This window comes from Terribacillus saccharophilus (genome assembly GCF_002272075.1).
Lineage (GTDB): Bacteria > Bacillota > Bacilli > Bacillales > Amphibacillaceae > Terribacillus > Terribacillus saccharophilus_A.
Map to the genome: position 1 here is coordinate 118,016 of NZ_NPBJ01000027.1, position 21,585 is coordinate 139,600.

A 21,585-nucleotide genomic window follows, 5' to 3' on the forward strand; every position below is an offset into this window, starting at 1 on the left:
CTATGTTTGTAAAGAAATTGCGGTTGGCCGAGTTGGATAAGCTGATCTTAATCATATTATGTTTGTTGTGCGGAATCAGTATTTTGTTCATTTTTAGTACGCAGTCTGGAGGGCAATTCGGTGCCCAGAATTTTGCATTGAAACAATCTATCAATTATGTAATTGGCTTTACTTTATTGTTATTGTTCAGACTATTGGATTTGAATCAGCTTCGTTTACTAGCTTGGTCATTCTACATCGTTTCAGTTTTGTCTCTATTGCTTCTTACTATTGCACCGGAATCGATTGCGCCTAATATATTGGGGGCGAAGAGATGGTTCAGTATTCCTTTCGTAGGATCTATCCAGCCATCAGAGTTTTTCCGTATTAGTTTAATTGTAATAGTAGCCAAATTAATAGCAGATCTTAAAGAAAAGAGCTTACATAGAACAATGCAGGAGGATTTGCTTCTACTGGGTAAGATATTGCTGGTAACGATTCCTCCTAGCTTGCTTGTCTATCAGCAGCCAGATACAGGTATGGTCATGCTTTACATGTTTGCGATAGTGGCAATGTTAGGAATGATAAAGCTTAATAAAATTGTGGTGACAATAGGCATACTTGTTCCTTTACTAGCTATCAGTATAATTGCTTGCTTATTCTTATTTAAACCAGAGATTATTTATGATGACGTTATACCGAAGCTGAAACCTCATCAGCAGGACCGAATCATTGGCTGGCTGGATCCAAGTGATAACAGCAACCAAGCTTTTCAAAGCAGAAGATCTGTTTTAGCAGTTGGAACAGGCGGATTGATAGGAAAAGGAATAGAAGGCGGAAATGTGTATGTCCCGGAAAAGCACACAGATTTTATCTTTGCTTCTATTGCAGAAGAGGGAGGTTTTCTGACGGGGGCAGCTGTTATTTTGCTCTTTTTCCTACTAATAACGAGAATTTTAGAAATAGGTTCAAAGAGTAATGATCCATTCGGAACGTATATCTGTGCCGGATTGGCTTTAAGTCTTACTATACAAATAGTGCAGAACATAGGTATGGTAGAAGGAATGTTACCAGTTAAAGGCATTGCGCTTCCGTTTTTGACATATGGAGGAAGCTCTTTATTTTCTAATATGATTCTTCTGGGAATTGTTATGTCTGTTCGGAATACATATGCCCATCAGTTTTTTGGAGAACCGAAAAGATCTACTTAGAAAATCAAAAGATATCGAAATAATAAAAAGCCTAAAATAAGAGAAATCGCCCCCATCAAGCTGAGACATATAGAGCACCTCCAAAGTCGGAAACAAATTATTACGTTCCGTAACAAATATGGAGGTGTTTTTTTTATGGGCGCAATAAATGAGGGGGCGGACCCAGTACGGTAATCTGCTTTTATAAGTCTTTATTTATGACAATAGAGAGTTTATAGTTTGCATACTGGTTTAAGGATTCCAAAAACGCATTCATTGTTTCGTTAGACTGAAATTTACATTCTAGGAGGTAACAGCCATCTCCGCTGATTTTGTAGTTCTGGATAATAGACGCTTTTTGTGTATTCACAAACGATAGATAAGGCCTGTGATTTGTATTTTGTATAATGATGGTTATGAAAGCGTGTATGTAAAATCCCATTTTGACTTCATTAACTTTTATTGTATAAGCTTCGATAATACCGCTATCCTCTAATTTTGCCACTCTAGCTGACGCAGCAGGTCCAGTCAAATGGACTTTTTCACCTAGCTCCTTCATGGTGACTCGACTGTTCTTAGAAAGTTCTTTTAGGATATGAATATCTGTATTGTCTAACATGATGTAACTCCTTTCATTAATAAAGTCAACTAGCCAAAAGACTTTACTTAGAGTATGTATCTATAGATAGGTCATTATATAGAATATACATAGTGCCGAGGAAAGTACAAAAAAGAGGAGCGAAATTTTTATGAATATAACCACAATACGTAATGCAACAATCGTAGTCGAGTATGCAGGGAAAAAGTTTTTAATAGACCCAATGTTAGCAGACAAAGGTTCATTTCCGCCTTTTCCAAATTCTCCGAGGCAAGATCAAAAGAACCCTGTCGTAAGTTTACCACTTTCTATTGATAGTATAATCCAGGATATTGATGCTGTTGTTGTCACGCATCTGCACACCGATCACTGGGATAATGCAGCTAAAGATGCGTTACCAAAAGAACTTAAAGTATTTTCCCAAAATGACGAAGATGCAGAAGAGATTCGAAAAGCAGGTTTTGAAAATGTTGAAGTTCTTACGAGTGAAACTGTCTTTGAAGGTGTTCAATTAATCAAAACAAAAGGTGAACACGGCAGAGGAGAAATATTAAAAATGGCAGGGCTTGTTTGCGGCATTGTGTTTAAGCATGAGAGCGAACAAACATTATATGTAGCTGGCGATACAGTCTGGTATGAAGAAGTTGGAAATACAATCGATACTCATAAACCAGAGGTTATCGTGGTTAACGCTGGCGATAACCAATTTTTAGAGGGAGGTTCTCTGGTAATGGGGAAAGAAGACGTCTATGAAGTGTATAAAGCAGCCACCAATGCAAAGATTATTGCAGTGCATATGGAAGCGGTCAACCATTGGACATTGTCTAAGGAAGAATTGAAAAGCTTTAGTCATGAAAAAGGTATCAACTCAAATGTGTTAGTACCGGATGATGGCGAATCATATACCTTCTAATAGAAGGACTTATAAAATTATATTAAAAAAGGAGATCAGCCCGGCTGTTCTCCTTTCCTTTATATTACTGAGCTAGGTAACCGCCATCCACTACAAGCGTTTCACCTGTTACGAAGTCGTTTTCTGTCAAGAATACGATAGCATGTGCAATTTCATCAGCTTTGCCAAGACGGCCGATTGGGTGTTTCGCTACAAGGCTATCATAGAAGTCTCCAAGAGCTTCTTTGTTTACCATTCCTGATTCTACGAAGCCTGGGTTTACAGCGTTAACACGAATGTTTTTATCGCCATATTCCACAGCTAGAGATTTAGTCAATGTGTTAACAGCACCTTTGCTGGCATTGTAAGAGAACGCGCCAGGCTGTGCAACGAAGCCTAGTACAGAAGACGTGTTGATGATGACACCACCACCTGATTTCAGCATTTCTTGGATAGCATATTTGGAAGCCAAGAAAATACCATCCTGGTTGATTGCGATTACTTTGCGGTAATCTTCATAAGATAGCTCATGAGTTGCGCCCATGCCACCGATACCAGCGTTGTTTACAAGAATATCAACTTGACCGTAGTGTGCTACTGTTTGATCGATCAAATTTTTAATAGAATCTTGTTCAGCAGCGTTGAACTCGATGAATAGAACGTCTCCGCCAGCTGCTTTCAGTCTGTCAGTTTCTCTTTGTCCTGCTTCAGCGTTATAGTCTGCAATAACTACTTTACCGCCTTTATTTACATAAGCTTCTGCGGCTGCAAGACCGATACCAGATGCTGCTCCTGTAACGATTGCTACTTTTCCTTCGATTGTTGACATATACGTTGCCCCCAGTGTGTTTAGGTAAATTATCCTACAACTTTATGATGAACTTTTGAACTAGATAAGTCAAGAAATTGACACATTAGTTGCATATTTTTCATATTAAAAGAGAAGTGTTTGGCAGACACTCCTCTTTAGTGTTTCTATTCTTTTACATACTTATACACAATTGCCTCATACGGTCTTAATGTATTCTGATTATCCACATGTGGATAATTGCTGATGACATAATTCTTTTTATCCCAATCATCCACACACTCTTTGGGGATATCGTACTGAGCTTCCGTATCTGTCATATTCAGAAGGATAATCCATTCCTCATTTTCCAATCGACGTATATACCCAAAGATTTGCTCGTGATTGTTTAGGATAATTTCAAAGTCCCCGTACACCATAATGGAGCTTTCCTTGCGCAGCCGTATCAGCTTTCTGTAAAACTGCAGAACGGAATCTGGATTATCAACACCCGATTGCACGTTAATTTCTTTATAATTCGGATTAACCGGAAGCCAAGGTGCGCCTGTTGTGAATCCTGCTTGCTCAGATGTATCCTACTGCATTGGGGTTCTGGCATGGTCACGCGTCTTTTCTCGTATCCGGTCCATAATAGTCGTTATAGAAGCACCTTGCTCGTTTACTTTTAAATCATAGTAGCTGAGTGCTTCTTGGTCATCTATTGAGTCTATAGAATCAAAATGCGGAAAGTTGGTCATACCAAGTTCTTCTCCCTGAAAAATGAACGGCGTCCCACGTAAAGTATGGAGCATAGTAGCTAACAGCTTTGCTGATGGAATCCTATATTCTCCATCATCTGCAAAGGTAGAAACCATTCGCGGTGCATCATGATGGCTGAGGTATAAGCCGAACCAGCCGCCATCATCGCCGACGTCCTTCTGCCATTTGCGAAGTACCTCTCGAAAATCATGTACTGTCCATTTCTTACTCTTGTATTTATCCTCATCCTGATCAGCGAGCTCAGATGCTTCAGCAGATAGTACCATATCCAATTCTTCCCGCTCTTGCTTTGTATACCGAAGTACATCATGATCATGTACGGCAGAGGTTTCGCCTGCTGTGAAGAATTCGAAATCCCTTTTCAGCTCTTTGTTCATTTCATGCAGATAGTCGTGGATGTGCGGACCGTTTTTATAGAATTCCTCACCTTTAGCCTGTAATGTCTCTTGATCAGAATCTGGGAAGCGTCGATCCTTCGAGATGACATTTACTGCATCAATACGGAAACCGTCAATTCCTTTTTCCAGCCAGAAACGCATAATGTCATATATTTCTTGGCGAACTTGAGGGTTATCCCAATTCAAATCAGGCTGTTTGTCGCTGTACAGATGCAAATAATATTCCTCTGTCTGCTCGTTCCACGTCCACGCAGGGCGTCCAAGATGGGAGCGCCAATTCGAAGGTAGAGTGCCATCGGGGTTTTCTTTTTCCCAAATATAATAATTATGATAAGGATTATCCTTAGAGGATCTCGCTTGTTGGAACCATTCATGTTCAATGGAGGTATGATTCGGTACGATATCGAGTACAAGCTTAATGCCGCGACGATGACATTCAGTCAGTATGTTTTCAAATTGTTCCATTGTCCCATACTCTGGTTGAATGGATCTAAAATTCTTTACATCATAGCCGCGGTCAACATCTGCGGATACATAGATCGGCGGAAGCCATACTGTATCCACTCCGAGATATTCTAAGTAATCTATTTTCTCTAAGATACCGCCAAAATCCCCGATTCCATCTCCATTGCTGTCTTTAAAGCTGCGAGTATACAATTCGTAAATAACACTTTCCTTCCAGTACTTCCTCTCCATCTAATCACCTGTCCTCCAAAATTTTCTTGTAGGACTATTCCCTTAGTAGAGATAAACGAAAACCGCCAAGCTCAGTGAGAGAAGGCGGTTTTGTGTTAGCTGCGTATTTTCTTGATGATAAAGAAACAAGCTGCTGCAGCAATTCCAGCTGCAGCATACGGGGAGATTTCCAGCTTTATTTTTATAGAAAACTTCATCGCTTTTTCCTCCCTTTATAATCGAAGGATATTATAAAAAAGTGGCCACACGAAATGCTGATTTCCTCCGATTATTCTTTAGACTCGTGCTTAGTCGCAGCTATTTTTTTAGATCTGCGGTACAGCAATAATCCAGCCAATCCATAGACTAGTCCAAGCACAACAAAAGCAATTCCTAAATAAAATTTATCACTAGCCCAAATCATCACACCGATTCCTGCGAGAATACAAAGTGTACCAAGGAAAAGTATATAAAGGGCATTCTTTTTTAACATAAATAAAAGCCTCCTAAACGGGTGTTAAGCTCGTACTATTATAACAGAAAGCAGACAGTTTGAAGCCGTATCTATTAATCTGGAATGCTTTCCGATAAGATGGATCTAAGAAATATTATGGGAGGTAGGCAGCATGCTGAGTTTGGTTCCATTAATGATTGAACGGGTGGGGATCATCCTGATAACGGTTTTCCTGTTCTCCCAATTGAAAGCGTTTCGACGGCTTATTCTTCACAGCCATTCGTTGAAAGAGAACCTGCTGTTATTGCTTATATTCGGATTCAAAGTTCCGGTGAGCAGAACTTATGTGAGAGAAGTAAAGGAGCGATTTCGTTTATGAATGAGCTGTTTGAGGCGATTAGTTTAAGAGAAGCAGGCAAGCTGGCGGAAGCTAATGAAAGATTGATTGAATTGGCTTCCGTTTATCCAGATGATGCTGAAGTACAGTATCAATGTGCGTGGAGCTTTGATGTACTTGGACAGGAAGCGGCTGCTGTACCTTATTATGAACGTGGAATTGATCTGGGATTACCAAAGGAGCATGAGGAGGGAGCCTATTTAGGTTTAGGAAGTACCTACCGGACATTAGGAAATTATAAAAAAGCTGAGCAAACCTTGAAAGAAGCAATGAATCTGTTCCCGAAAAATAATGTTTTCCCTGTTTTTTACGCCATGGTGAAATATAATCAAAAAGAACATGGCGAAGCGATGAAGATTCTCCTCCAATTGCTTGCCGAAACAACATCCGATAATGATATTTTGGAATATCAGAGGGCAATTGCTTTTTATGCGGATAAGCTGGATATCGTGTGGAACTAAAGAGCATCTGTTAAGCAACAGATGGTCTTTTTTTCTGGAATAAATAATCTGTAATAGAACATAATGTCTCGTAATAAAAAAATCCCCTCTCTTTATGCAAGAGAGGGATTTTGCTTCTATTATTGTGCTGTATAACCGCCATCAACGATCAAGCTGTTACCAGTCATATAAGAAGAGTCATCAGAAGCTAGGAATAACACAGCTTTCGCCATTTCTTCCGCTTTACCAAGACGCTTCATTGGAGTCATCGTGGAAAGTGCAGCTTTGTCATCTTCCGGAATGATTGGAGTGTCGATGAAGCCTGGGCATAGTGAATTTACGCGGATGTTTTTGTCCGCATATTCAAGTGCTAGAGAACGTGTAAGGTTCACGACGCCGCCTTTAGCCGCATTATATGCTGCAGATCCAGGTGAGCCGACCCAGCCGTACATAGAAGCGGTATTCACGATAGTGCCGCTGCCATTCAAAAGCATGACGCGAAGTGCTTCACGGGCAACTAAGAATACACCGTCCAAGTCCACGTTCACTGTGTTGCGCCATTCAGCATAATCCAAGTCGTGCGAAGGGTGAACACGTCCGATGCCGGCATTGTTGAATACAATATCGACTTTTCCAAAAGCAGAAACTGCTTGTTTGAACAAATCAGCTACTTCGTTTTCACTAGTAATATTTGTTTTGATGAAGACTGCTTCTGTACCAGCTGCTTTAAGCTCTTCCTCCACTATTTTTCCTTTTTCTTCGTTCAAGTCGACTAATACGAGCTTAGCGCCTTCTGCTGCGAAAAGACGAGCTGTAGCAGCGCCAATTCCTGATGCTCCCCCTGTAATTAGTGCAACTTTATTTTGTAATTTCCCCATTTTTGTTTCCCCCAGTATAATAGAATTAAATCGGTTACAATTTAATTGTAATACTTTGGACACATATCTCAATCAGTAGCTGAAAAGCAGATGTCTAATTATTAGACAGATAATCCAATAATGTCTGACTAAGGGGGGATTTTTTAATGGAATATGAACAAGATTCGACATCTAAACGGCGTAATCGGACAAAAGAGCATTTTCGTGAGGCATTGATTAAGCTGATAAAGAAAAAGGGGTATCATGCGGTCACAGTGAAAGATATTGTCGAAGAAGCAGCTTATAATCGCAGTACATTCTACTTCCATTATCAAGATAAAATCGAGTTGGCAGAGGATCTGCTCGACAAAATGTTTACGGGGCTGGAGGACGCTGCGGGTATTATGTACACACTTGGAAGAAAAACATCTACAAAAGATATAGATGTCCCGTCCTTCTCACTTATTGCGTATATTTACGAAAATAAAAGCTTCTTTGAGCTAATCAAATATGAAGACACGTTGCCGGGTATGCATACCCGCTTTCCAAATGCTATTAAGAACATATATGAAAAGCAATTTGAATTTGAGACAATCAATGAGATGCATGTGAATATGAACTACTTCAAGATTTATACGGCTTTTGGATTCTACGGACTTGTCCGCAACTTGATTGCGGAGGATTTCCGGATTCCTGAGGAGCAATTCACAAAAGATGTTATTGAATTATCACAAACGCATATTCAATCTTTCAAATACATCGGACGTTAGTTCAAATAAAACAAGCTCAACCTCACATATGCCAGCGAGGTTGAGTTTGTTATGTTTACCTTGATAGTAATTCGAGCAGAATTGAAAGCTTGTTACACAGGTTTATTTTCTTCTTCTTCTTCTTTCCACCATAAGGCATCCTCTGGATTCTCAACAGCTTCTTTATAATCAGACTTTGTAGCAACTGTTGGATAAGATCCTTTTAAGGATTTTCCTGAAGTACTCTTGAACAAGAATAGAATCACAAGGAATCCAATGATACTCACGATTGTTAAATACCAGCCAGGTGCTAAGTTATTCCCTGTTTGGTGGACGAGCCATGTGGAAACTAGTGGTGTAGTACCACCGAAAATGGAAACCGAGACATTAAACGTGACAGATAATGTTCGGTAACGTATATCTGTGTAAAACATCGTCGGCAATGATCCAGGGATGGAGCCTTCATACGTTGCAAGCAGCACACCAAGAATGAGAATACCTATCGAAACAAATACCAAACCATTCAAGTTCACTAAGTAAAAAGCAAACGCAGAAAGCAGTGTTAATCCGCCTAACCCAATTAAGAATACAGTTTTGTTTCCAATTTTATCACTGAGCCTACCGAACAGTAATGTAAGTGGCACCATGATGATCATGACAAGCGTAATTAATACGGTACCTACAGTACTGGATAAGCCAATAATCTCATCTAAATAGGATGGCATGTAAGATAATAGCATATAGTTTGTCACATTAAAGAATGCTACTGCTACGAAACAAACAATAATATCTTTTTTATGGTTTTTCAGTATAGACAGGAAGCTTTCTTCCTCTTGTTCTTGACCTTCATTATTTGAAAGTTCATTTTCAAAAATTGGTGATTCCTCTAAGCTTTTTCTTAGATACATCCCAACTAGTCCTAATGGTAAGCCAAGCAGAAACGGTAATCTCCATCCCCATGAAGCCATCTGTTCATCAGATAAAACGATAAAGAGCAAACTGGCAACTAGTGAAGCTAAAATATAGCCTGTGAGCGTACCAATTTCTAATCCGCTTCCCAGTATATTACGCTTATTATCTGGAGAAGATTCTGCAATATAGACCATTGCACCAGCATATTCACCGCCAGTTGAAAATCCTTGAATAATTCTTGCGATTAATAAGAGTATCGGAGCCCATATACCTATTTGATCATATGTAGGCAATAATCCGATGAGTAATGTAGAAAAGGCCATCAATATGATTGTGGTCGTTAAAACGACTTTCCTTCCTAATCTATCGCCAATTTTACCGAATATAATTCCGCCCACTGGGCGCATCAAAAAGGCAATCGCAAATGTTGCAAAGGTGAACACTAATTTCAGCTCATCATTCTGAACAGCACTAAAAAAGTTTTGACTAATAATAACAGCCAAGTAAGAATATAAACCAAAATCGAACCATTCCATAGCGTTTCCTACTCCGGTAGCAAACACACTTTTCTTCGCTGTTTGAATATCTACAACGTTAATCTTTTTCTTGTTAAATTTCATTTTTTGTCAACTCCATGGTATACGGTTATACAAGGACAACAAATACAGTTAAACTGGCTTCCAATCACTGCATTTCCCTTTGGGAATCAGGGGTAAAACCAGCAAAGCTGTAACATGAGGAAAATGTATCTAACTGTAAACACCCGTACTTTTTGATTTAAGGTTTAATCCATCGCGATCCGCTTTATGTAACATATTGTGTGCAAAAGCTTCATAACCATACTGATAATGATTTAAAAAATGTAATTAAAAAAGCTTTCAAAGTGTATTTGAAAGTTTTTTGATTCAGTAAGTTAAATTGTATCAAGCTTAATAAATCAACTAGCATAGGAGAGCGCATCCTCCTTTCTTCTACACATATTTCCATCTATTCACTGAATACACAGCCATGGTTATCATCCAAGACAATGATGACCCCTTGTATTACCTCTTTTATTTAACTCATATTAAATACCCTAACATACCAAAGACTAAACATAAAAAAGTCTGCTTTTTACTATTAGCATTGAAAATCGGATATATACCACAGTGTACTTCTCTTGTTTTTTTCTATATAATACCGACATGAATTCATATACACATCGCAAAGCAATTTGATCCGTATATAGGTAACAGTATAAGCAGCAAAACAGATAGAAATAGAGGTGCCAAGATGAAATTCAGTGAATATGAAACAGGACAGCGCTACGAAACGAAAGCACTCAAGCTTTCGAAAGAAGACATTATCGAATTTGCCAAAGTGTACGATCCTCAATACATGCATATAGACGAAGAAAAGGCGAAGCAGGGGCGCTTCGGTGATCTGATAGCGTCTGGTATGCAGACGATGAGCACTTCCTTCAAGCTGTGGGTTGAGACTGGTGTTTACGGAGAGCACGTAGTAGCCGGGACTGGAATGAACAATATCCAATTTATCAAGCCAGTTTTTCCAGATGATGAGCTGCGGGTTGTCGTAGAAGTGATCGAGACAGTCCCGAAACGTCGCGGCAATGGTATCGTAACGGTGCAGTTAAGCACGTATAATCAAGATGAAGTGAAAGTATTTCAAGCGGAACTTAGCGCACTTATTGATAATTAATAGAAAAGGAGGCATCTTTATAGATGCCTCCTTTTTAGCTCCCGGTTATTTCATTAACAGCTTTCTCGAAGCAAATATTCACCGTCCGCTGTTGGGAACGGGTCCGGTGCATGACACCAGCAGGGATAGTGAATAGGTCACCCGGCTGTAAGCTGACTGTCCTTTCTTCCAGGTCAATATATAGTTCGCCCTCGAGAACGAGGAATGCTTCATCACAATCATCATGCTTATGCCAATGATAGTCACCGTCAATAACAGCCAAGCGTACGACGTGATCATTCACTTCACTAACAATTTCATTCACATATGATGCGGAATGCTTTGTCAGGTCTAGCAAATGCAGCAGTTTGAGCTGTCCGATTCGTTCGGCTGCTGCCAAGGAGCGGAATTCGGAATGGAGCAGACTGAAGAGAAGAACATCCTGAAACTGTCCTTCCCACTTTCGACCTTGACGAATGGTACCCTCCTGTCGGAAGCCTGCACGTCTGACCAAGCGCTGAGAAGCGATATTATCGGCATTGACCTTGACCTCGAGCCTATTCAGCTGCAATCTGTCAAAGCCGATGTGCAAAAGCTCCTGCAGGGCTGCCGTCATGAAACCTTGACGCCAAAAGGCACTGCCGAGCTCGAATTCTATTTCACCTGTTTCATGCAGGAAGTTCAAGCGTTTGAATCCACAAGTACCAATGATGGTCTGGCCCTCGTGCTTTCGAATCGTATACCGGCTTGTATGCTTTGTCTGTTCCAGCTGCTTAATCCGGGTTTTTACTTCTGATAAGGAATGCAAAACAGGATATCGCGTCCATTTCGTTACTGCTGCATCTGACCAGATTGGCAGCAGTGCGTGGGCATCTTCCTCGGAAATCGGCTTTAGTAGAACTAAATTATGAGACATGCTCTCCTCCTTATAGTGATACTTCTGCCGTTTCTTGTTGTGTTTTTCGTGTACTAGGATTGCAAAGAAAGCTTGTAATAATAAATAGCCAATTCGTTTTGTCCAGTTTCCGTAAAGTAAGCCGCTAGTTCACTGGCATAAGTTCGTACATTGAACTTATCACCTTGTTCCAAGAAGTATTCAATTCCCTCTGCCCACACCGTTTCGAAATTTGCATGATCGACAAACTTCTTATGCAACATGGCAAATTCCCATTTAAATATGTCATCTTTCTCCTCGATACTTAGCTGGAATCCTTCCCGATAGGCATCCATTGCCTGGTCCTGCTGTCCAGTTTTCCAATAAGATTCTGCCAAAAGGAATAAGGTCTTCAAATAAGCAGGATATGTCCGATACTTCCGGGCAGCTGTTAAATATGGAATAGCTGCTAATGGCATTTGCTGTGCAGCATATAAATATCCAATATTATGCTGAATTAATGCAGCCAGTGCACCTTCATCTTTAAAATCTGTATGTGAAAGGGCATCATTTAAGGCACTCTCTGCTTGGGTGAATTTCTTTTGGTCGATAAAGTTGAGCCCTCGCATTAAAAGACTACGAGCAAGCAGATAGCGGTAAGCTGGGTACTTTTCAAATACTTTCACTGCATATTCTGTATGGAAGACAGAAAGAGATGAAATATCCAAGTGGAAATATGTCATTGCTTTGCGGAAGTGGAAATCACCTTGTTCTACTTCATCTTCAATAGATGAGAGATATTCCTCTGCCTTTTCTAAGGAAGCGAGTGCGCATATATATTCCATTTCCTCACCTAGACGCATTCCTTCTGTAAGATGATAATAATAATATAATGCTGGCGCGAAAGCATGCTTATACTTGCCTGCTTCGTCGTGATACCGTTTACTTTTCTTCAAATCTGATACAAGCACATGAAACCGGCTGGAGAGTAATAAATAGACTATGTAAAGCGTATCCTCCTGTTTCAGTTCCTCTAAACGGTCTGACAATTCATGATACATGTCCGAAGCTTCCTGCCGCTTCCCAAGTCGGATATGTAAATACCAATCCTCCAAAGCCGCAGTCAAATCCTGATCTATTACGAGTAAACTCCTATCCATACGCGTCCCCTTTATAGTCGTCTTTCGTTATATTTTACCATTTCCGCCGAATTTTGTAGATAAAGATGCATTAATATGTAAATTACAAGTAGATTACACACTATGAGAAATGGGAAGTATATTCTATATCTCAGGAAGAGCGTGTATAATACTGCTATAGATAGAGAGGAAAAATTCACAGTAAGGTGATGAGGGACATAGCAAGCATAGAAGAATTGCATCTGGAAAATGAAAGGCTGAAGAAAAAACTTGCAGAATATGAGGGAATGATTAAGGAATTATCTGCACCGATGATTCCATCCATTGTACCGAATACGATTCTTGTTCCGCTGACTGGAACATTTTCTGTGGAACGTTTTACACATATTCAGGAAAAGATCGTAGGCAGCGTCGTCGATGTTGATGCAGATACAGTCATCATTGATCTTACCGGTATCAACTACTTGGATATAGATACAATTGGCTACGGGGAGCTAAGTGCCAATATAAAAAATCTGACAGAGGCACTGAAGCTGATGGGAGTTGAAACGATATTCGTCGGCTTTTCCGCCAAATTGGTACAAAAGCTCGTCCTATCTAATTCAGGATTCCAAGGATTCAAGTCGTATTCGACATTCCGTTCAGCTCTTAAAAGCTTGTTAAAGCAAAAAGGCATGGAAATTAGGGAAATAGAAAAATAAGCAAATCCAGAGCTCTTGCAAATGCGAGGGCTCTTTTTTTCAATACTTTTCCATTATATTGACAGAATTCTTACAGTTTCCGCGCGGACGTCAGTATTAGCAATATAACTGCTTACTTTTCATCTTATTTTTTTGATATAATGCGAGGTAATCAAAGGTATTTATAAAGTAAGGTGATGATCATAAAAAAACTGAAGAACGTCTTATTCTTCCTGCTTGGAACCATTTTCTTAGGCTTTGGGATAGCAGGAATCGTTTTGCCGGTACTGCCCGGCGGCCCGTTCTTAATGATAGCTACATTCTGTTACGCGAAAAGCTCCAAACGAATCGACGATTGGTTTAAAAGCACCACTTTCTATACAAAATATGTGCTGGCTATCACAGAGAAAAAAGGCATGACCCTTAAAGAAAAAATCCGAATTAACATAATTGCAGATGCCTTCATTTTATTTTCGGTATTTTATATTGATATATGGCTAGTGAAAATTGTATTAATTGTACTTGGTTTAATAAAACACTATTATTTCATAAAGAAAATTAAAACGATAAAGCCAGAAGAAGTAAGCGACGGCGTTAAGAATCGTGCATGACTTTTATAGATAAAGAGAAAGACCGTTTTCTATTTAGAAAACGGTCTTTCTTATGAAATTTTGTTCCCGACTGCTATCCATCTGCCATCTATATCTTCAAACACAAACTCCTTACTGCCATAGTTGGTCACCATTAATGGGCGGACGAGGGTGATGCCTTTGTTCACAAATTCCTGCTGCATCGCTGCCTGCTTTTCTGTAATGAAATACGCATCATATCCGTAGCCATACTGTATACGGTTCGGGAAGATTTTATCCAGTGCAGATTGCGTCAAAATCAGCTCGATAGTATCACGGTACAGGCATATATGCGGCTCCGCATTATTAAGATAGGAAACAGACCGAAATCCTATTTTTTCATAATAAGCTGCAGTCTTCTGTATATCCGGACAGGGAAAAATCTGCAGTAAATGGGAGAAGGATGCTTGCGTCATAAGGACACACTCATGGCAGCAGTGATCACAAGCCGAGTTTGGTGTGAGGTGAATTCGTTATGTAAGATATTCATATTCTTTCCTCCTTCATTTATCTATACGCTGTTTGCTGTTTCTTTTCCTTCTTATAAGAGCATCTACATAGAAGTGATATTCCAATAGCAACCTTTTTCGTATATACACGTATAAACACTATAAGAGCCGAAGGAGGATACATATGGCGAATGTATTACTCATTATTGGTGTTATCGCAATCATTAATGGTGGGATATTTATGGGTGCTCTAACTAGCGGATCACAGCAGCGGGCGAACTACCACACCGAGACGAAGGAAGATAGATTGCTGCGGTTAAAGGTTGGAAGAATTTCTGTGTTAGTGGGTGTACTTGTCTTACTTCTAGGACTAATTTTGCATGTTATTTTATAGTAAGTTAAGTTCACCAATGCGGAAAATGAAAGCTGTGTAAGCGATGCAGGAACGGGTTAAAGAGAGGCGCCGTTTAAAATTTCGCAGTAACTTCCTGCTGCATTGTTTATATATCTTTGTATAGTTAGTCATCTAATTGTTTTCCTTTTTGGTATGATTATAAAAACGGAATTGTAAGGGGGACCTAGGACGAAAGCTTTCTCTCTGTGGTTGCGAATTACTACCTTTGCTGTCATAACTTTATGGCTAGTTGCTCATTATTATCCAGAAATAATTGCTCTGCAGTATATGCATAGCAATTGGCTTGCTGCGGTTGCTGTTATTTTAATAATTGGCGGGGCTCTGGCAGCAAGGAGCTTAGTCTATGATATTATCTTCCTGGCATTCTTCCTGTTCGTTTTAACGGTATTGAATATCTTAAGTCCTACACAAGATACTGTGTTTGGTTTTAATCAATTCTACTATTGGGGATTAACTTTCCTTATGATATGGCAAATTATACTTTTAAGAATTAGAAAAGAAGGACAAGCTGAATCAGCATGAGAAAGCTCGGACAGTCAATCTGTCCGAGCTTTCTCTTTTCCGTGAACAATAATGGCGGCAATGTACTGCAGGGTTGATAGTACAAATGCAAGGAGCGAATAGTCAAAGATAAGACCTAAAACCAACATCGTCAAAGCACCGGTAACAAATAACAGATTGCTTATATATTTTCGCATATTCTTAGCATAACATTTCCAGTTAAATGGGTGTCGAGTTATCAGTATTTTATTTCTTGAACATTTAATCGCTTCTTTTGCATTTCAACCTTCCAAACCTGTAACTCATAGTATAAAAAGGAGGAAAGACCGGTGCATTAGTGCCGGTCTTTTTACGTAGGGAAAAATATTAAAAAGAACCTGTTGACATGTTTAATTGATGTGATATATAATTATCTCGAATTCGAGATAAAAACTTCTTCTTAAGAGCTCATATTTTTTTGATCAAATGTCTCGAATTCGAAGTAAATTTCTTATATTTTTTTAATCAGATATCTCGAATTCGAGGTAAATGAGGAGACGAAGAAGATATGTCAGAATTTATCGAGTTAGTAAATCAGCGGAGATCAGCAAGTAACTTTCTCCCAGACAACCCAATAACAAAAAAAGAACTTGATGAGATCTTCAACTTAGTGAAGCTAGGTCCATCAGCATTCAATCTGCAGCATACAAATTACGTAGTCGTCCTAGATCCTGAAAAGAAACAGAAATTAAAAGAAGCAGCAAACGGACAGTACAAGGTTGAGAGTTCATCTGCTGTGGTCCTTGTACTAGGTGATAAACAAGCCTTCCAGCAAGCAGCCGATATTTATAAGGGCTTGAATTTGTTAGGAGTTATTAATAAACAAGAATATGACCTTATGGTGAATGACACCGTCTCCTTCTATGAAAAGCGGGGGCAGGAATTTCACCGGGACGAAGCAATTCGGAATGCATCCCTATCCGCCATGCTGTTCATGCTGGCGGCCAAGGAAAAGGGCTGGGATACTTGTCCGATGATCGGCTTTGATTCCGACAAAGTAAAGGAAGCATTAAATGTTCCGGCGCAATATGAAGCAGTACTAATGATTACGATTGGCAAAGAAAAAACGGAAAGCAGAAAACCAAGAGGATATCGCAGGCCGATTAATGAATTTGTTAGTTATCAATAAAAAATAGGGAGTGTATAGACATGACAAAACAAACACAAGGAATTCATCACATTACTGCAATTGTAGGTCATCCACAGGAAAACACTGATTTTTATGCTGGTGTATTAGGACTTCGTCTCGTGAAGAAAACCGTAAACTTTGATGATCCCGGCACATACCATCTTTACTTTGGCGACGAAAAAGGAAAACCAGGGACAATCATTACCTTCTTCCCTTGGCCAAATGCTTACCAAGGCAAGATCGGCGACGGTCAAGTGGGCGTTACATCTTATGTGGTTCCAAAAGGTGCACTTGCTTTTTGGGAGAACAGACTGGAAAAATTCGAAATTGCGTATACGAAAACGGAACGCTTCGGTGAGCAGTACTTGCAGTTTGATGATGTACATGGGCTGCATTTAGAAATCGTGGAAAGAGAAGCAGGCGAAACGAATACATGGACTTTCGGTGATGTGACACCTGAAGTTGCGATCAAAGGATTCGGAGGGGCAACTCTATATTCTAAGACTCCTGGCGCAACAGCAGAGCTACTCGAGCAAATGGGTTTGGAGAAAGTCGGAGAAGAAGGCGATTATGTCCGCTACAAAGCTGCAGGCGATATCGGAAATATAATTGATATTAAACTGACAACTAGCGGAAAAAGCCAAATGGGCGTCGGTACTGTTCACCACATCGCATGGCGTGCAAGCGATGATCAGGATCAGTTAGATTGGAGCGAATATGTGGATGGACTTGGTTACGGTGTAACACGTGTTCAGGATAGAAACTACTTCAATGCGATTTACTTCCGGGAGCACGGCGAAATTCTATTCGAAATCGCAACAGATCCTCCAGGATTTGCAGTTGATGAAACCCAGGAAACAATGGGGGAGAAATTGATGCTTCCAGCGCAATATGAACAGCATCGCAGTAAAATTGAAAATCATGTATTGCCATTCGAGGTTAGAGTTTTAGACTGATGTGAGCGAAAGCAGAAGGTCAGTTGCTTCCCATCGATCCTGCGATCTTACAAAAAAATTATAAGTTTCCAACCGGAGTCTGCTCTACTGAAAGGCCGAAATAAGTCGCTATCTCATGGCGGAAGGATTGAGAAAAATGCTTAGAACAGCGGGAATTCATCATATCACTTCAATGGTTAATGATGCGCAAAGAACAGTTGATTTTTATGCAGGTGTTCTTGGGTTAAGACTTGTGAAAAAGACGATCAACTTTGACAGACCAGAGGTATACCATCTTTATTTCGGGGATCAGCTGGGCAGTCCTGGTACGATCATCACATTCTTTCCGTGGCCGAAACAGCTCAAGGGTCGTATTGGAAAAGGGCAAGTCGGCGTAACCAGCTACAGCATTCCAGATGGAGCTCTTCTGTTCTGGGAGGAGCGGCTGAAGAAGTATGAGATAGTGACTGAATCTGCTGAACGATTTGGCGAAAGGTATCTACGCTTTGATGATCCCGATGGTCTTCATTTGGAGCTGGTGGAACAAAAACAAGGTCCTGTGAACAGCTGGAACTTTGGCAGCATCACATCAGCCGTTGCGATAAAAGGATTTGCAGGTGCGACATTGTATTCGGCAGCCCCTCATCAAACAGCTGATATTCTGGAAAACATTCTAGGATTGACATGCATCGGCCAGGAAGGCAATTATCTCCGATTCCGTGCCGAATCGGCCATTGGCAATACAGTTGATATTCAGCTCACTCCTACAGTCCGTGGCTTGATGGGTGCTGGAACTGTTCACCATATTGCTTGGCGCGCAAAAAGCGAGGAAGAGCAGAAGGAGTGGCACAAGCTTTTGGAAGAGAAGGGTCATCATCCGACCGAGATAACTGATCGAAATTATTTCAATGCATTATATTTCCACGAAGCCGGTGGCATTCTTTTTGAAATCGCGACAGATCCACCAGGCTTCTCGGTAGATGAACAAACAGAACGGCTTGGAGAGAAATTGATGCTGCCGTCCTGGTTTGAATCCAAACGAGATGGATTGGAACAAACACTACCGGACATCACAGTAAGAGTTTTGAAGGGGGATTCATGATGAAACACTTTTTTCATAAAGGTAAAGATAGCACCAAGCCGACTTTCCTGCTGCTGCACGGAACCGGCGGGAATGAATTAGACTTATTGCCTCTAGCGGGAAGAATCGATGAAGATGCTTCCGTACTGAGCGTTCGAGGAAGTGTCTTGGAGAACGGCATGCCGCGTTTCTTCAGACGTTTAGCGGAAGGTATATTTGATGAAGAGGATCTTGTATACCGTACAAGGGAATTAAATAAGTTTCTTGATGAAGCTGCAGCAGAATATGACTTTGACCGGGATAACATCATCGCAATCGGCTACTCAAATGGCGCCAATATCGCTGCAAGCTTGTTGTTCCATTATCAGAATAGCTTAAAAGGTGCCATTCTCCATCACCCAATGGTGCCAAGAAGAGGAATCGAGCTTCCGGATCTAACCGGTAAAAACATCTTTATTGCCGCAGGTACCAATGATCCAATCTGTTCACCGGCGGAATCATTGGAACTGGTCAAGCTACTGAAAGAAGCACATGCAGACGTCCAGCTCCATTGGGAAAACAACGGACATCAGCTAACAAACACAGAAGTGGAAGCAGCTCGGGAATGGTATGTTGACTAGATTGTTATAAGAATGTATCAGCGCAATTGTGCATCAATCAATGAGGTTGATTCTAAGCAAGTGTGAAAGCAACAGATGAGGAGTGTAAACACAAATGGGATTTTTAGATAAATTATTCGGAAAAACAAAGGAGAATGAAACAATGGAAAACGTTAAATTAGCAGTAGTTTATTACAGCATGGGCGGCACAAACTATCAAATGGCAAAATGGGCGGAAGAAGCAGCAAAAGAAGCAGGCGCAGAAGTAAAAGTACTGCAAGTACAAGAGCTTGCACCACAATCCGTCATCGATAGTAATCCAGCTTGGAAAGCACAAGCAGAAGCAACAATAGACGTACCTGTCGCATCTTCTGCTGATTTGGAATGGGCTGACGCCATCATCTTCAGCGTACCAACACGTTTTGGTAACATGCCATCTCAAATGAAGCAATTCCTTGATCTTCAAGGCGGCCTTTGGGCTAACGGCAAAACAATCAACAAAGTAGTCAGCGCTATGACATCTGCGCAAAACCCGCACGGCGGACAAGAAGCAACCTTGCTTTCCCTATACACAAGCATGATGCACTGGGGAGCAATCATTGCAACACCAGGCTACACAGATCCAGTATTATTCGCAGCTGGAGGAAACCCTTACGGTACAAGTGTAACAGTAGGCCAAGATGGCAAGATGATTGAAGATGTGGAAGCTGCTGTGAAGCATCAGGCAAAACGTACAGTTTCTGTTGCGGAGAAGATTAAAAAAGGTAATCAATAAATTAGGGGTTATACTATTTAAAAAGCCTGCGCCTGATCAAAGACGCAGGCTTTTTTTGTGATTTAGATTACTTTAAAAAAGATCCCTTCAATTAAAATCTTACTACTGGATAAGATCTAAGATACAGCTGCATCATATCAGAGTGAAAATAGCGATTCATAATTTTACAACCATTTGGTATGATTATGGAAGATATTTCTATAAGGTCAATAAATAGTAAAAGGGGCTTTTATATGTTTGTATTTGGAGGATTAGCTGCAGCCACTGTAATGGTACTAGGTTTATACTTTATGTCAAAAAATGTGCGGTTCCAAAAGTATGCCAGACTTCTGCAAATCATCGGTATTGTCATACTTATAGTATCCTTTTTAGGGGCGAAGGAATGGTCGGATCACCAGCGAAATGTAAGGGATAAAAAGCTTTCTACATTCGAGGAAGTGGTTGATACAGATGATTTTTCAGTGATGAATATTGAGGAAAAAACTACTATTTTTGTTGTTAAAGAAAGAGATGAGAGTGAAACAAAATACACAGTAGAATTTAATGGCGCCGGAGACAAAATAGAAGCAATGACTGAGGAACCAATTTCTGAATAACAGAGATTAGCTTGAATAGCGATTTTTCTGCATATAGCTTATATATCAGCTTAAGAGATAAAAGTATTTTTAAAAGTCGGATGGGTTCTTAAAACGTTTATTGTTGATGCCCAGCAATATAAGCCTCGAGACATATCTTGTTTAAAAGTAGGGATAATCAATGAGCTTCTTCATAACAACATTATTTTTAACTATCTTAATTATAGGTATCTCCTTGTTAGTCAGGAAAAAAAGATTTCCTTTATGTATTTGGTTCCTATTTTTTTGGCGGTAGTTAGTATGATATTGTTTCTAAGCAGTTTCATTATTGGAGGATGGGGTGGAGTCAGAATGATTGCAATAAGTACTTCCTTGTTGATTTCATCTGTAACTGCACTAATCATAATAGCTCTGATCAATTATTTGCTTACTAATTAAGAATACCTATTTATCTATTATTGAGTGATAGCTTGGATATATGTATCCAAGCTATTTTTATGTATATACTTCTGTGCTCATTGACGTTAAATCAGTTTCTACATTACTCTAGGATCCTTTCTCATGAAAAACTCCCAAATAGAGCTCCACTTAATAATAATAAGTGCCTTCTACTGTTGTAGTATGTACGGGTCTTAGATTTCCATCTGGATTAAATTTTTTATCACGGTAAAAAAAGGTAGTGGTGTCGCCTTTCTTCATTTTGACAGCTACCATATATTTTTCTTCACCTTCTCTATTGGTCTTGTATATCTCTAATCTTTCAAAAGCAGAACGACTTACCCCTGCTCTTTCCCATTGGTCATATACAAATTGCCTTAGTTCATATTTTTGGTAACCATCATAGATAAAGTATGAACCACTTATACCAAGAAATAAGATGATGACAATTAAAGGTGGAATCCAGTCTTTGAATTGTTTCATGTACTCCCTCTTTCTGGAATATATGTAATTGTTTTATTCTATCATAAAAAAAGCCTCCA

General features: G+C 39.9%; 25 protein-coding genes and 1 pseudogene. 15 read left to right on the forward strand and 11 right to left on the reverse strand.

Annotated elements, in window-relative coordinates:
• Positions 1-2: 2 nt before the first annotated feature.
• Complete coding sequence (locus CHH48_RS14345) at positions 3-1,190, forward strand: FtsW/RodA/SpoVE family cell cycle protein (protein ID WP_095219836.1); 1,188 nt, start codon at positions 3-5, stop codon at positions 1,188-1,190.
• Positions 1,191-1,371: 181 nt separating this feature from the next.
• Here CHH48_RS14345 and CHH48_RS14350 read toward each other — a convergent pair whose 3' ends face one another.
• Positions 1,372-1,788, reverse strand: coding sequence for an Lrp/AsnC family transcriptional regulator (locus CHH48_RS14350; RefSeq protein WP_095219837.1), 417 nt, complete (start codon positions 1,786-1,788; stop codon positions 1,372-1,374).
• A 130-nt stretch (positions 1,789-1,918) separates the two neighbouring features.
• Between CHH48_RS14350 and CHH48_RS14355 the strand changes: the two genes are divergently transcribed.
• Positions 1,919-2,680, forward strand: a complete 762-nt coding sequence (locus CHH48_RS14355; RefSeq protein ID WP_095219838.1) for an MBL fold metallo-hydrolase — start codon at positions 1,919-1,921, stop codon at positions 2,678-2,680.
• 64 nt (positions 2,681-2,744) lie between these two features.
• Here the strand turns inward: CHH48_RS14355 and CHH48_RS14360 are convergent, their stop codons facing one another.
• From CHH48_RS14360 to CHH48_RS14375, 4 genes and pseudogenes are all read right to left on the reverse strand, one after another.
• Positions 2,745-3,488 carry an SDR family NAD(P)-dependent oxidoreductase gene (locus CHH48_RS14360; protein ID WP_095219839.1) on the reverse strand — a complete coding sequence of 248 codons (744 nt, stop codon included), beginning with the start codon at positions 3,486-3,488 and terminating at the stop codon, positions 2,745-2,747.
• A 146-nt stretch (positions 3,489-3,634) separates the two neighbouring features.
• Complete coding sequence (locus CHH48_RS14365; protein ID WP_095219840.1) at positions 3,635-3,886, reverse strand: alpha-glucosidase C-terminal domain-containing protein; 252 nt, start codon at positions 3,884-3,886, stop codon at positions 3,635-3,637.
• Positions 3,887-5,320, reverse strand: a pseudogene (locus CHH48_RS14370) (alpha-glucosidase); the annotation flags it as partial.
• A 268-nt stretch (positions 5,321-5,588) separates the two neighbouring features.
• On the reverse strand, positions 5,589-5,792 hold the full coding sequence (locus CHH48_RS14375; protein ID WP_095219842.1) for a hypothetical protein: 204 nt from the start codon (positions 5,790-5,792) through the stop codon (positions 5,589-5,591).
• Positions 5,793-5,925: 133 nt separating this feature from the next.
• On the opposite strand from CHH48_RS14375, the gene CHH48_RS14380 reads away from it, so the two are divergent.
• Positions 5,926-6,132, forward strand: a complete 207-nt coding sequence (locus tag CHH48_RS14380; protein ID WP_095219843.1) for a hypothetical protein — start codon at positions 5,926-5,928, stop codon at positions 6,130-6,132.
• On the forward strand, positions 6,129-6,611 hold the full coding sequence (locus CHH48_RS14385; RefSeq protein ID WP_095219844.1) for a tetratricopeptide repeat protein: 483 nt from the start codon (positions 6,129-6,131) through the stop codon (positions 6,609-6,611). Before CHH48_RS14380 ends, CHH48_RS14385 begins: the two co-directional genes overlap by 4 nt.
• 119 nt (positions 6,612-6,730) lie before the next feature.
• Here the strand turns inward: CHH48_RS14385 and CHH48_RS14390 are convergent, their stop codons facing one another.
• The gene (locus CHH48_RS14390; RefSeq protein WP_095219845.1) at positions 6,731-7,468 is read right to left on the reverse strand and encodes an SDR family NAD(P)-dependent oxidoreductase; all 738 of its coding nucleotides are present in this window, start codon (positions 7,466-7,468) and stop codon (positions 6,731-6,733) included.
• A 146-nt stretch (positions 7,469-7,614) separates the two neighbouring features.
• Here CHH48_RS14390 and CHH48_RS14395 point away from each other — a divergent pair, with 146 nt between their 5' ends.
• Complete coding sequence (locus CHH48_RS14395; RefSeq protein WP_095219846.1) at positions 7,615-8,217, forward strand: TetR/AcrR family transcriptional regulator; 603 nt, start codon at positions 7,615-7,617, stop codon at positions 8,215-8,217.
• Positions 8,218-8,309: 92 nt separating this feature from the next.
• Here CHH48_RS14395 and CHH48_RS14400 read toward each other — a convergent pair whose 3' ends face one another.
• Positions 8,310-9,728 (reverse strand): MFS transporter, encoded by a 1,419-nt coding sequence (locus CHH48_RS14400; RefSeq protein ID WP_095219847.1) that lies wholly within the window; start codon positions 9,726-9,728, stop codon positions 8,310-8,312.
• A gap of 652 nt (positions 9,729-10,380) precedes the next feature.
• Here CHH48_RS14400 and CHH48_RS14405 point away from each other — a divergent pair.
• Positions 10,381-10,806 (forward strand): MaoC family dehydratase, encoded by a 426-nt coding sequence (locus CHH48_RS14405; RefSeq protein WP_095219848.1) that lies wholly within the window; start codon positions 10,381-10,383, stop codon positions 10,804-10,806.
• Positions 10,807-10,840: 34 nt separating this feature from the next.
• On the opposite strand, the gene CHH48_RS20015 is transcribed toward CHH48_RS14405, so the two are convergent.
• Both CHH48_RS20015 and CHH48_RS14415 read right to left on the reverse strand, forming a co-directional pair.
• The gene (locus CHH48_RS20015; RefSeq protein ID WP_095219849.1) at positions 10,841-11,701 is read right to left on the reverse strand and encodes a GNAT family N-acetyltransferase; all 861 of its coding nucleotides are present in this window, start codon (positions 11,699-11,701) and stop codon (positions 10,841-10,843) included.
• Between the two features lie 53 nt (positions 11,702-11,754).
• Positions 11,755-12,819, reverse strand: a complete 1,065-nt coding sequence (locus CHH48_RS14415; protein WP_095219850.1) for a tetratricopeptide repeat protein — start codon at positions 12,817-12,819, stop codon at positions 11,755-11,757.
• 266 nt (positions 12,820-13,085) lie between these two features.
• On the opposite strand from CHH48_RS14415, the gene CHH48_RS14420 reads away from it, so the two are divergent.
• Positions 13,086-13,499 carry an STAS domain-containing protein gene (locus CHH48_RS14420; protein ID WP_255212177.1) on the forward strand — a complete coding sequence of 138 codons (414 nt, stop codon included), beginning with the start codon at positions 13,086-13,088 and terminating at the stop codon, positions 13,497-13,499.
• 176 nt (positions 13,500-13,675) lie between these two features.
• Positions 13,676-14,089 carry a YbaN family protein gene (locus CHH48_RS14425; protein ID WP_095219852.1) on the forward strand — a complete coding sequence of 138 codons (414 nt, stop codon included), beginning with the start codon at positions 13,676-13,678 and terminating at the stop codon, positions 14,087-14,089.
• 50 nt (positions 14,090-14,139) lie between these two features.
• On the opposite strand, the gene CHH48_RS14430 is transcribed toward CHH48_RS14425, so the two are convergent.
• The gene (locus CHH48_RS14430; RefSeq protein WP_095219853.1) at positions 14,140-14,523 is read right to left on the reverse strand and encodes a glyoxalase; all 384 of its coding nucleotides are present in this window, start codon (positions 14,521-14,523) and stop codon (positions 14,140-14,142) included.
• A gap of 217 nt (positions 14,524-14,740) precedes the next feature.
• On the opposite strand from CHH48_RS14430, the gene CHH48_RS14435 reads away from it, so the two are divergent.
• The 7 genes from CHH48_RS14435 to CHH48_RS14470 all read left to right on the forward strand — a co-directional run bounded on the left by CHH48_RS14435 (position 14,741) and on the right by CHH48_RS14470 (position 20,626).
• The gene (locus tag CHH48_RS14435; protein ID WP_095219854.1) at positions 14,741-14,950 is read left to right on the forward strand and encodes a DUF5316 family protein; all 210 of its coding nucleotides are present in this window, start codon (positions 14,741-14,743) and stop codon (positions 14,948-14,950) included.
• A 1,069-nt stretch (positions 14,951-16,019) separates the two neighbouring features.
• Positions 16,020-16,640, forward strand: coding sequence for a nitroreductase family protein (locus CHH48_RS14445; protein ID WP_095219856.1), 621 nt, complete (start codon positions 16,020-16,022; stop codon positions 16,638-16,640).
• Positions 16,641-16,660: 20 nt separating this feature from the next.
• Positions 16,661-17,596 carry a ring-cleaving dioxygenase gene (locus CHH48_RS14450; RefSeq protein ID WP_095219857.1) on the forward strand — a complete coding sequence of 312 codons (936 nt, stop codon included), beginning with the start codon at positions 16,661-16,663 and terminating at the stop codon, positions 17,594-17,596.
• Between the two features lie 136 nt (positions 17,597-17,732).
• Positions 17,733-18,677, forward strand: coding sequence for a ring-cleaving dioxygenase (locus CHH48_RS14455; RefSeq protein WP_095219858.1), 945 nt, complete (start codon positions 17,733-17,735; stop codon positions 18,675-18,677).
• On the forward strand, positions 18,677-19,276 hold the full coding sequence (locus tag CHH48_RS14460; protein WP_095219859.1) for an alpha/beta hydrolase: 600 nt from the start codon (positions 18,677-18,679) through the stop codon (positions 19,274-19,276). The genes CHH48_RS14455 and CHH48_RS14460 overlap by 1 nt, the downstream gene beginning before the upstream one ends.
• A gap of 142 nt (positions 19,277-19,418) precedes the next feature.
• Entirely contained in the window at positions 19,419-20,030 is a 612-nt protein-coding gene (wrbA, locus tag CHH48_RS14465) for an NAD(P)H:quinone oxidoreductase (protein ID WP_095219910.1), read from the forward strand.
• A 233-nt stretch (positions 20,031-20,263) separates the two neighbouring features.
• Complete coding sequence (locus CHH48_RS14470; RefSeq protein ID WP_095219860.1) at positions 20,264-20,626, forward strand: hypothetical protein; 363 nt, start codon at positions 20,264-20,266, stop codon at positions 20,624-20,626.
• Between the two features lie 567 nt (positions 20,627-21,193).
• On the opposite strand, the gene CHH48_RS14475 is transcribed toward CHH48_RS14470, so the two are convergent.
• Entirely contained in the window at positions 21,194-21,526 is a 333-nt protein-coding gene (locus CHH48_RS14475) for a hypothetical protein (protein ID WP_095219861.1), read from the reverse strand.
• Positions 21,527-21,585: the final 59 nt, after the last annotated feature.

Excerpts from the sequence above, each read along its gene's own strand:
- CHH48_RS14345 (WP_095219836.1), top strand. The coding sequence starts at position 3 with ATGTTTGTAAAGAAATTGCGGTTGGCCGAGTTGGATAAGCTGATCTTA.
- CHH48_RS14350 (WP_095219837.1), bottom strand. The coding sequence starts at position 1,788 with ATGTTAGACAATACAGATATTCATATCCTAAAAGAACTTTCTAAGAAC.
- CHH48_RS14355 (WP_095219838.1), top strand. The coding sequence starts at position 1,919 with ATGAATATAACCACAATACGTAATGCAACAATCGTAGTCGAGTATGCA.
- CHH48_RS14360 (WP_095219839.1), bottom strand. The coding sequence starts at position 3,488 with ATGTCAACAATCGAAGGAAAAGTAGCAATCGTTACAGGAGCAGCATCT.
- CHH48_RS14365 (WP_095219840.1), bottom strand. The coding sequence starts at position 3,886 with ATGGTGTACGGGGACTTTGAAATTATCCTAAACAATCACGAGCAAATC.
- CHH48_RS14375 (WP_095219842.1), bottom strand. The coding sequence starts at position 5,792 with ATGTTAAAAAAGAATGCCCTTTATATACTTTTCCTTGGTACACTTTGT.
- CHH48_RS14380 (WP_095219843.1), top strand. The coding sequence starts at position 5,926 with ATGCTGAGTTTGGTTCCATTAATGATTGAACGGGTGGGGATCATCCTG.
- CHH48_RS14385 (WP_095219844.1), top strand. The coding sequence starts at position 6,129 with ATGAATGAGCTGTTTGAGGCGATTAGTTTAAGAGAAGCAGGCAAGCTG.
- CHH48_RS14390 (WP_095219845.1), bottom strand. The coding sequence starts at position 7,468 with ATGGGGAAATTACAAAATAAAGTTGCACTAATTACAGGGGGAGCATCA.
- CHH48_RS14395 (WP_095219846.1), top strand. The coding sequence starts at position 7,615 with ATGGAATATGAACAAGATTCGACATCTAAACGGCGTAATCGGACAAAA.
- CHH48_RS14400 (WP_095219847.1), bottom strand. The coding sequence starts at position 9,728 with ATGAAATTTAACAAGAAAAAGATTAACGTTGTAGATATTCAAACAGCG.
- CHH48_RS14405 (WP_095219848.1), top strand. The coding sequence starts at position 10,381 with ATGAAATTCAGTGAATATGAAACAGGACAGCGCTACGAAACGAAAGCA.
- CHH48_RS20015 (WP_095219849.1), bottom strand. The coding sequence starts at position 11,701 with ATGTCTCATAATTTAGTTCTACTAAAGCCGATTTCCGAGGAAGATGCC.
- CHH48_RS14415 (WP_095219850.1), bottom strand. The coding sequence starts at position 12,819 with ATGGATAGGAGTTTACTCGTAATAGATCAGGATTTGACTGCGGCTTTG.
- CHH48_RS14420 (WP_255212177.1), top strand. The coding sequence starts at position 13,086 with ATGATTAAGGAATTATCTGCACCGATGATTCCATCCATTGTACCGAAT.
- CHH48_RS14425 (WP_095219852.1), top strand. The coding sequence starts at position 13,676 with ATGATCATAAAAAAACTGAAGAACGTCTTATTCTTCCTGCTTGGAACC.
- CHH48_RS14430 (WP_095219853.1), bottom strand. The coding sequence starts at position 14,523 with ATGACGCAAGCATCCTTCTCCCATTTACTGCAGATTTTTCCCTGTCCG.
- CHH48_RS14435 (WP_095219854.1), top strand. The coding sequence starts at position 14,741 with ATGGCGAATGTATTACTCATTATTGGTGTTATCGCAATCATTAATGGT.
- CHH48_RS14445 (WP_095219856.1), top strand. The coding sequence starts at position 16,020 with ATGTCAGAATTTATCGAGTTAGTAAATCAGCGGAGATCAGCAAGTAAC.
- CHH48_RS14450 (WP_095219857.1), top strand. The coding sequence starts at position 16,661 with ATGACAAAACAAACACAAGGAATTCATCACATTACTGCAATTGTAGGT.
- CHH48_RS14455 (WP_095219858.1), top strand. The coding sequence starts at position 17,733 with ATGCTTAGAACAGCGGGAATTCATCATATCACTTCAATGGTTAATGAT.
- CHH48_RS14460 (WP_095219859.1), top strand. The coding sequence starts at position 18,677 with ATGAAACACTTTTTTCATAAAGGTAAAGATAGCACCAAGCCGACTTTC.
- wrbA (WP_095219910.1), top strand. The coding sequence starts at position 19,419 with ATGGAAAACGTTAAATTAGCAGTAGTTTATTACAGCATGGGCGGCACA.
- CHH48_RS14470 (WP_095219860.1), top strand. The coding sequence starts at position 20,264 with ATGTTTGTATTTGGAGGATTAGCTGCAGCCACTGTAATGGTACTAGGT.
- CHH48_RS14475 (WP_095219861.1), bottom strand. The coding sequence starts at position 21,526 with ATGAAACAATTCAAAGACTGGATTCCACCTTTAATTGTCATCATCTTA.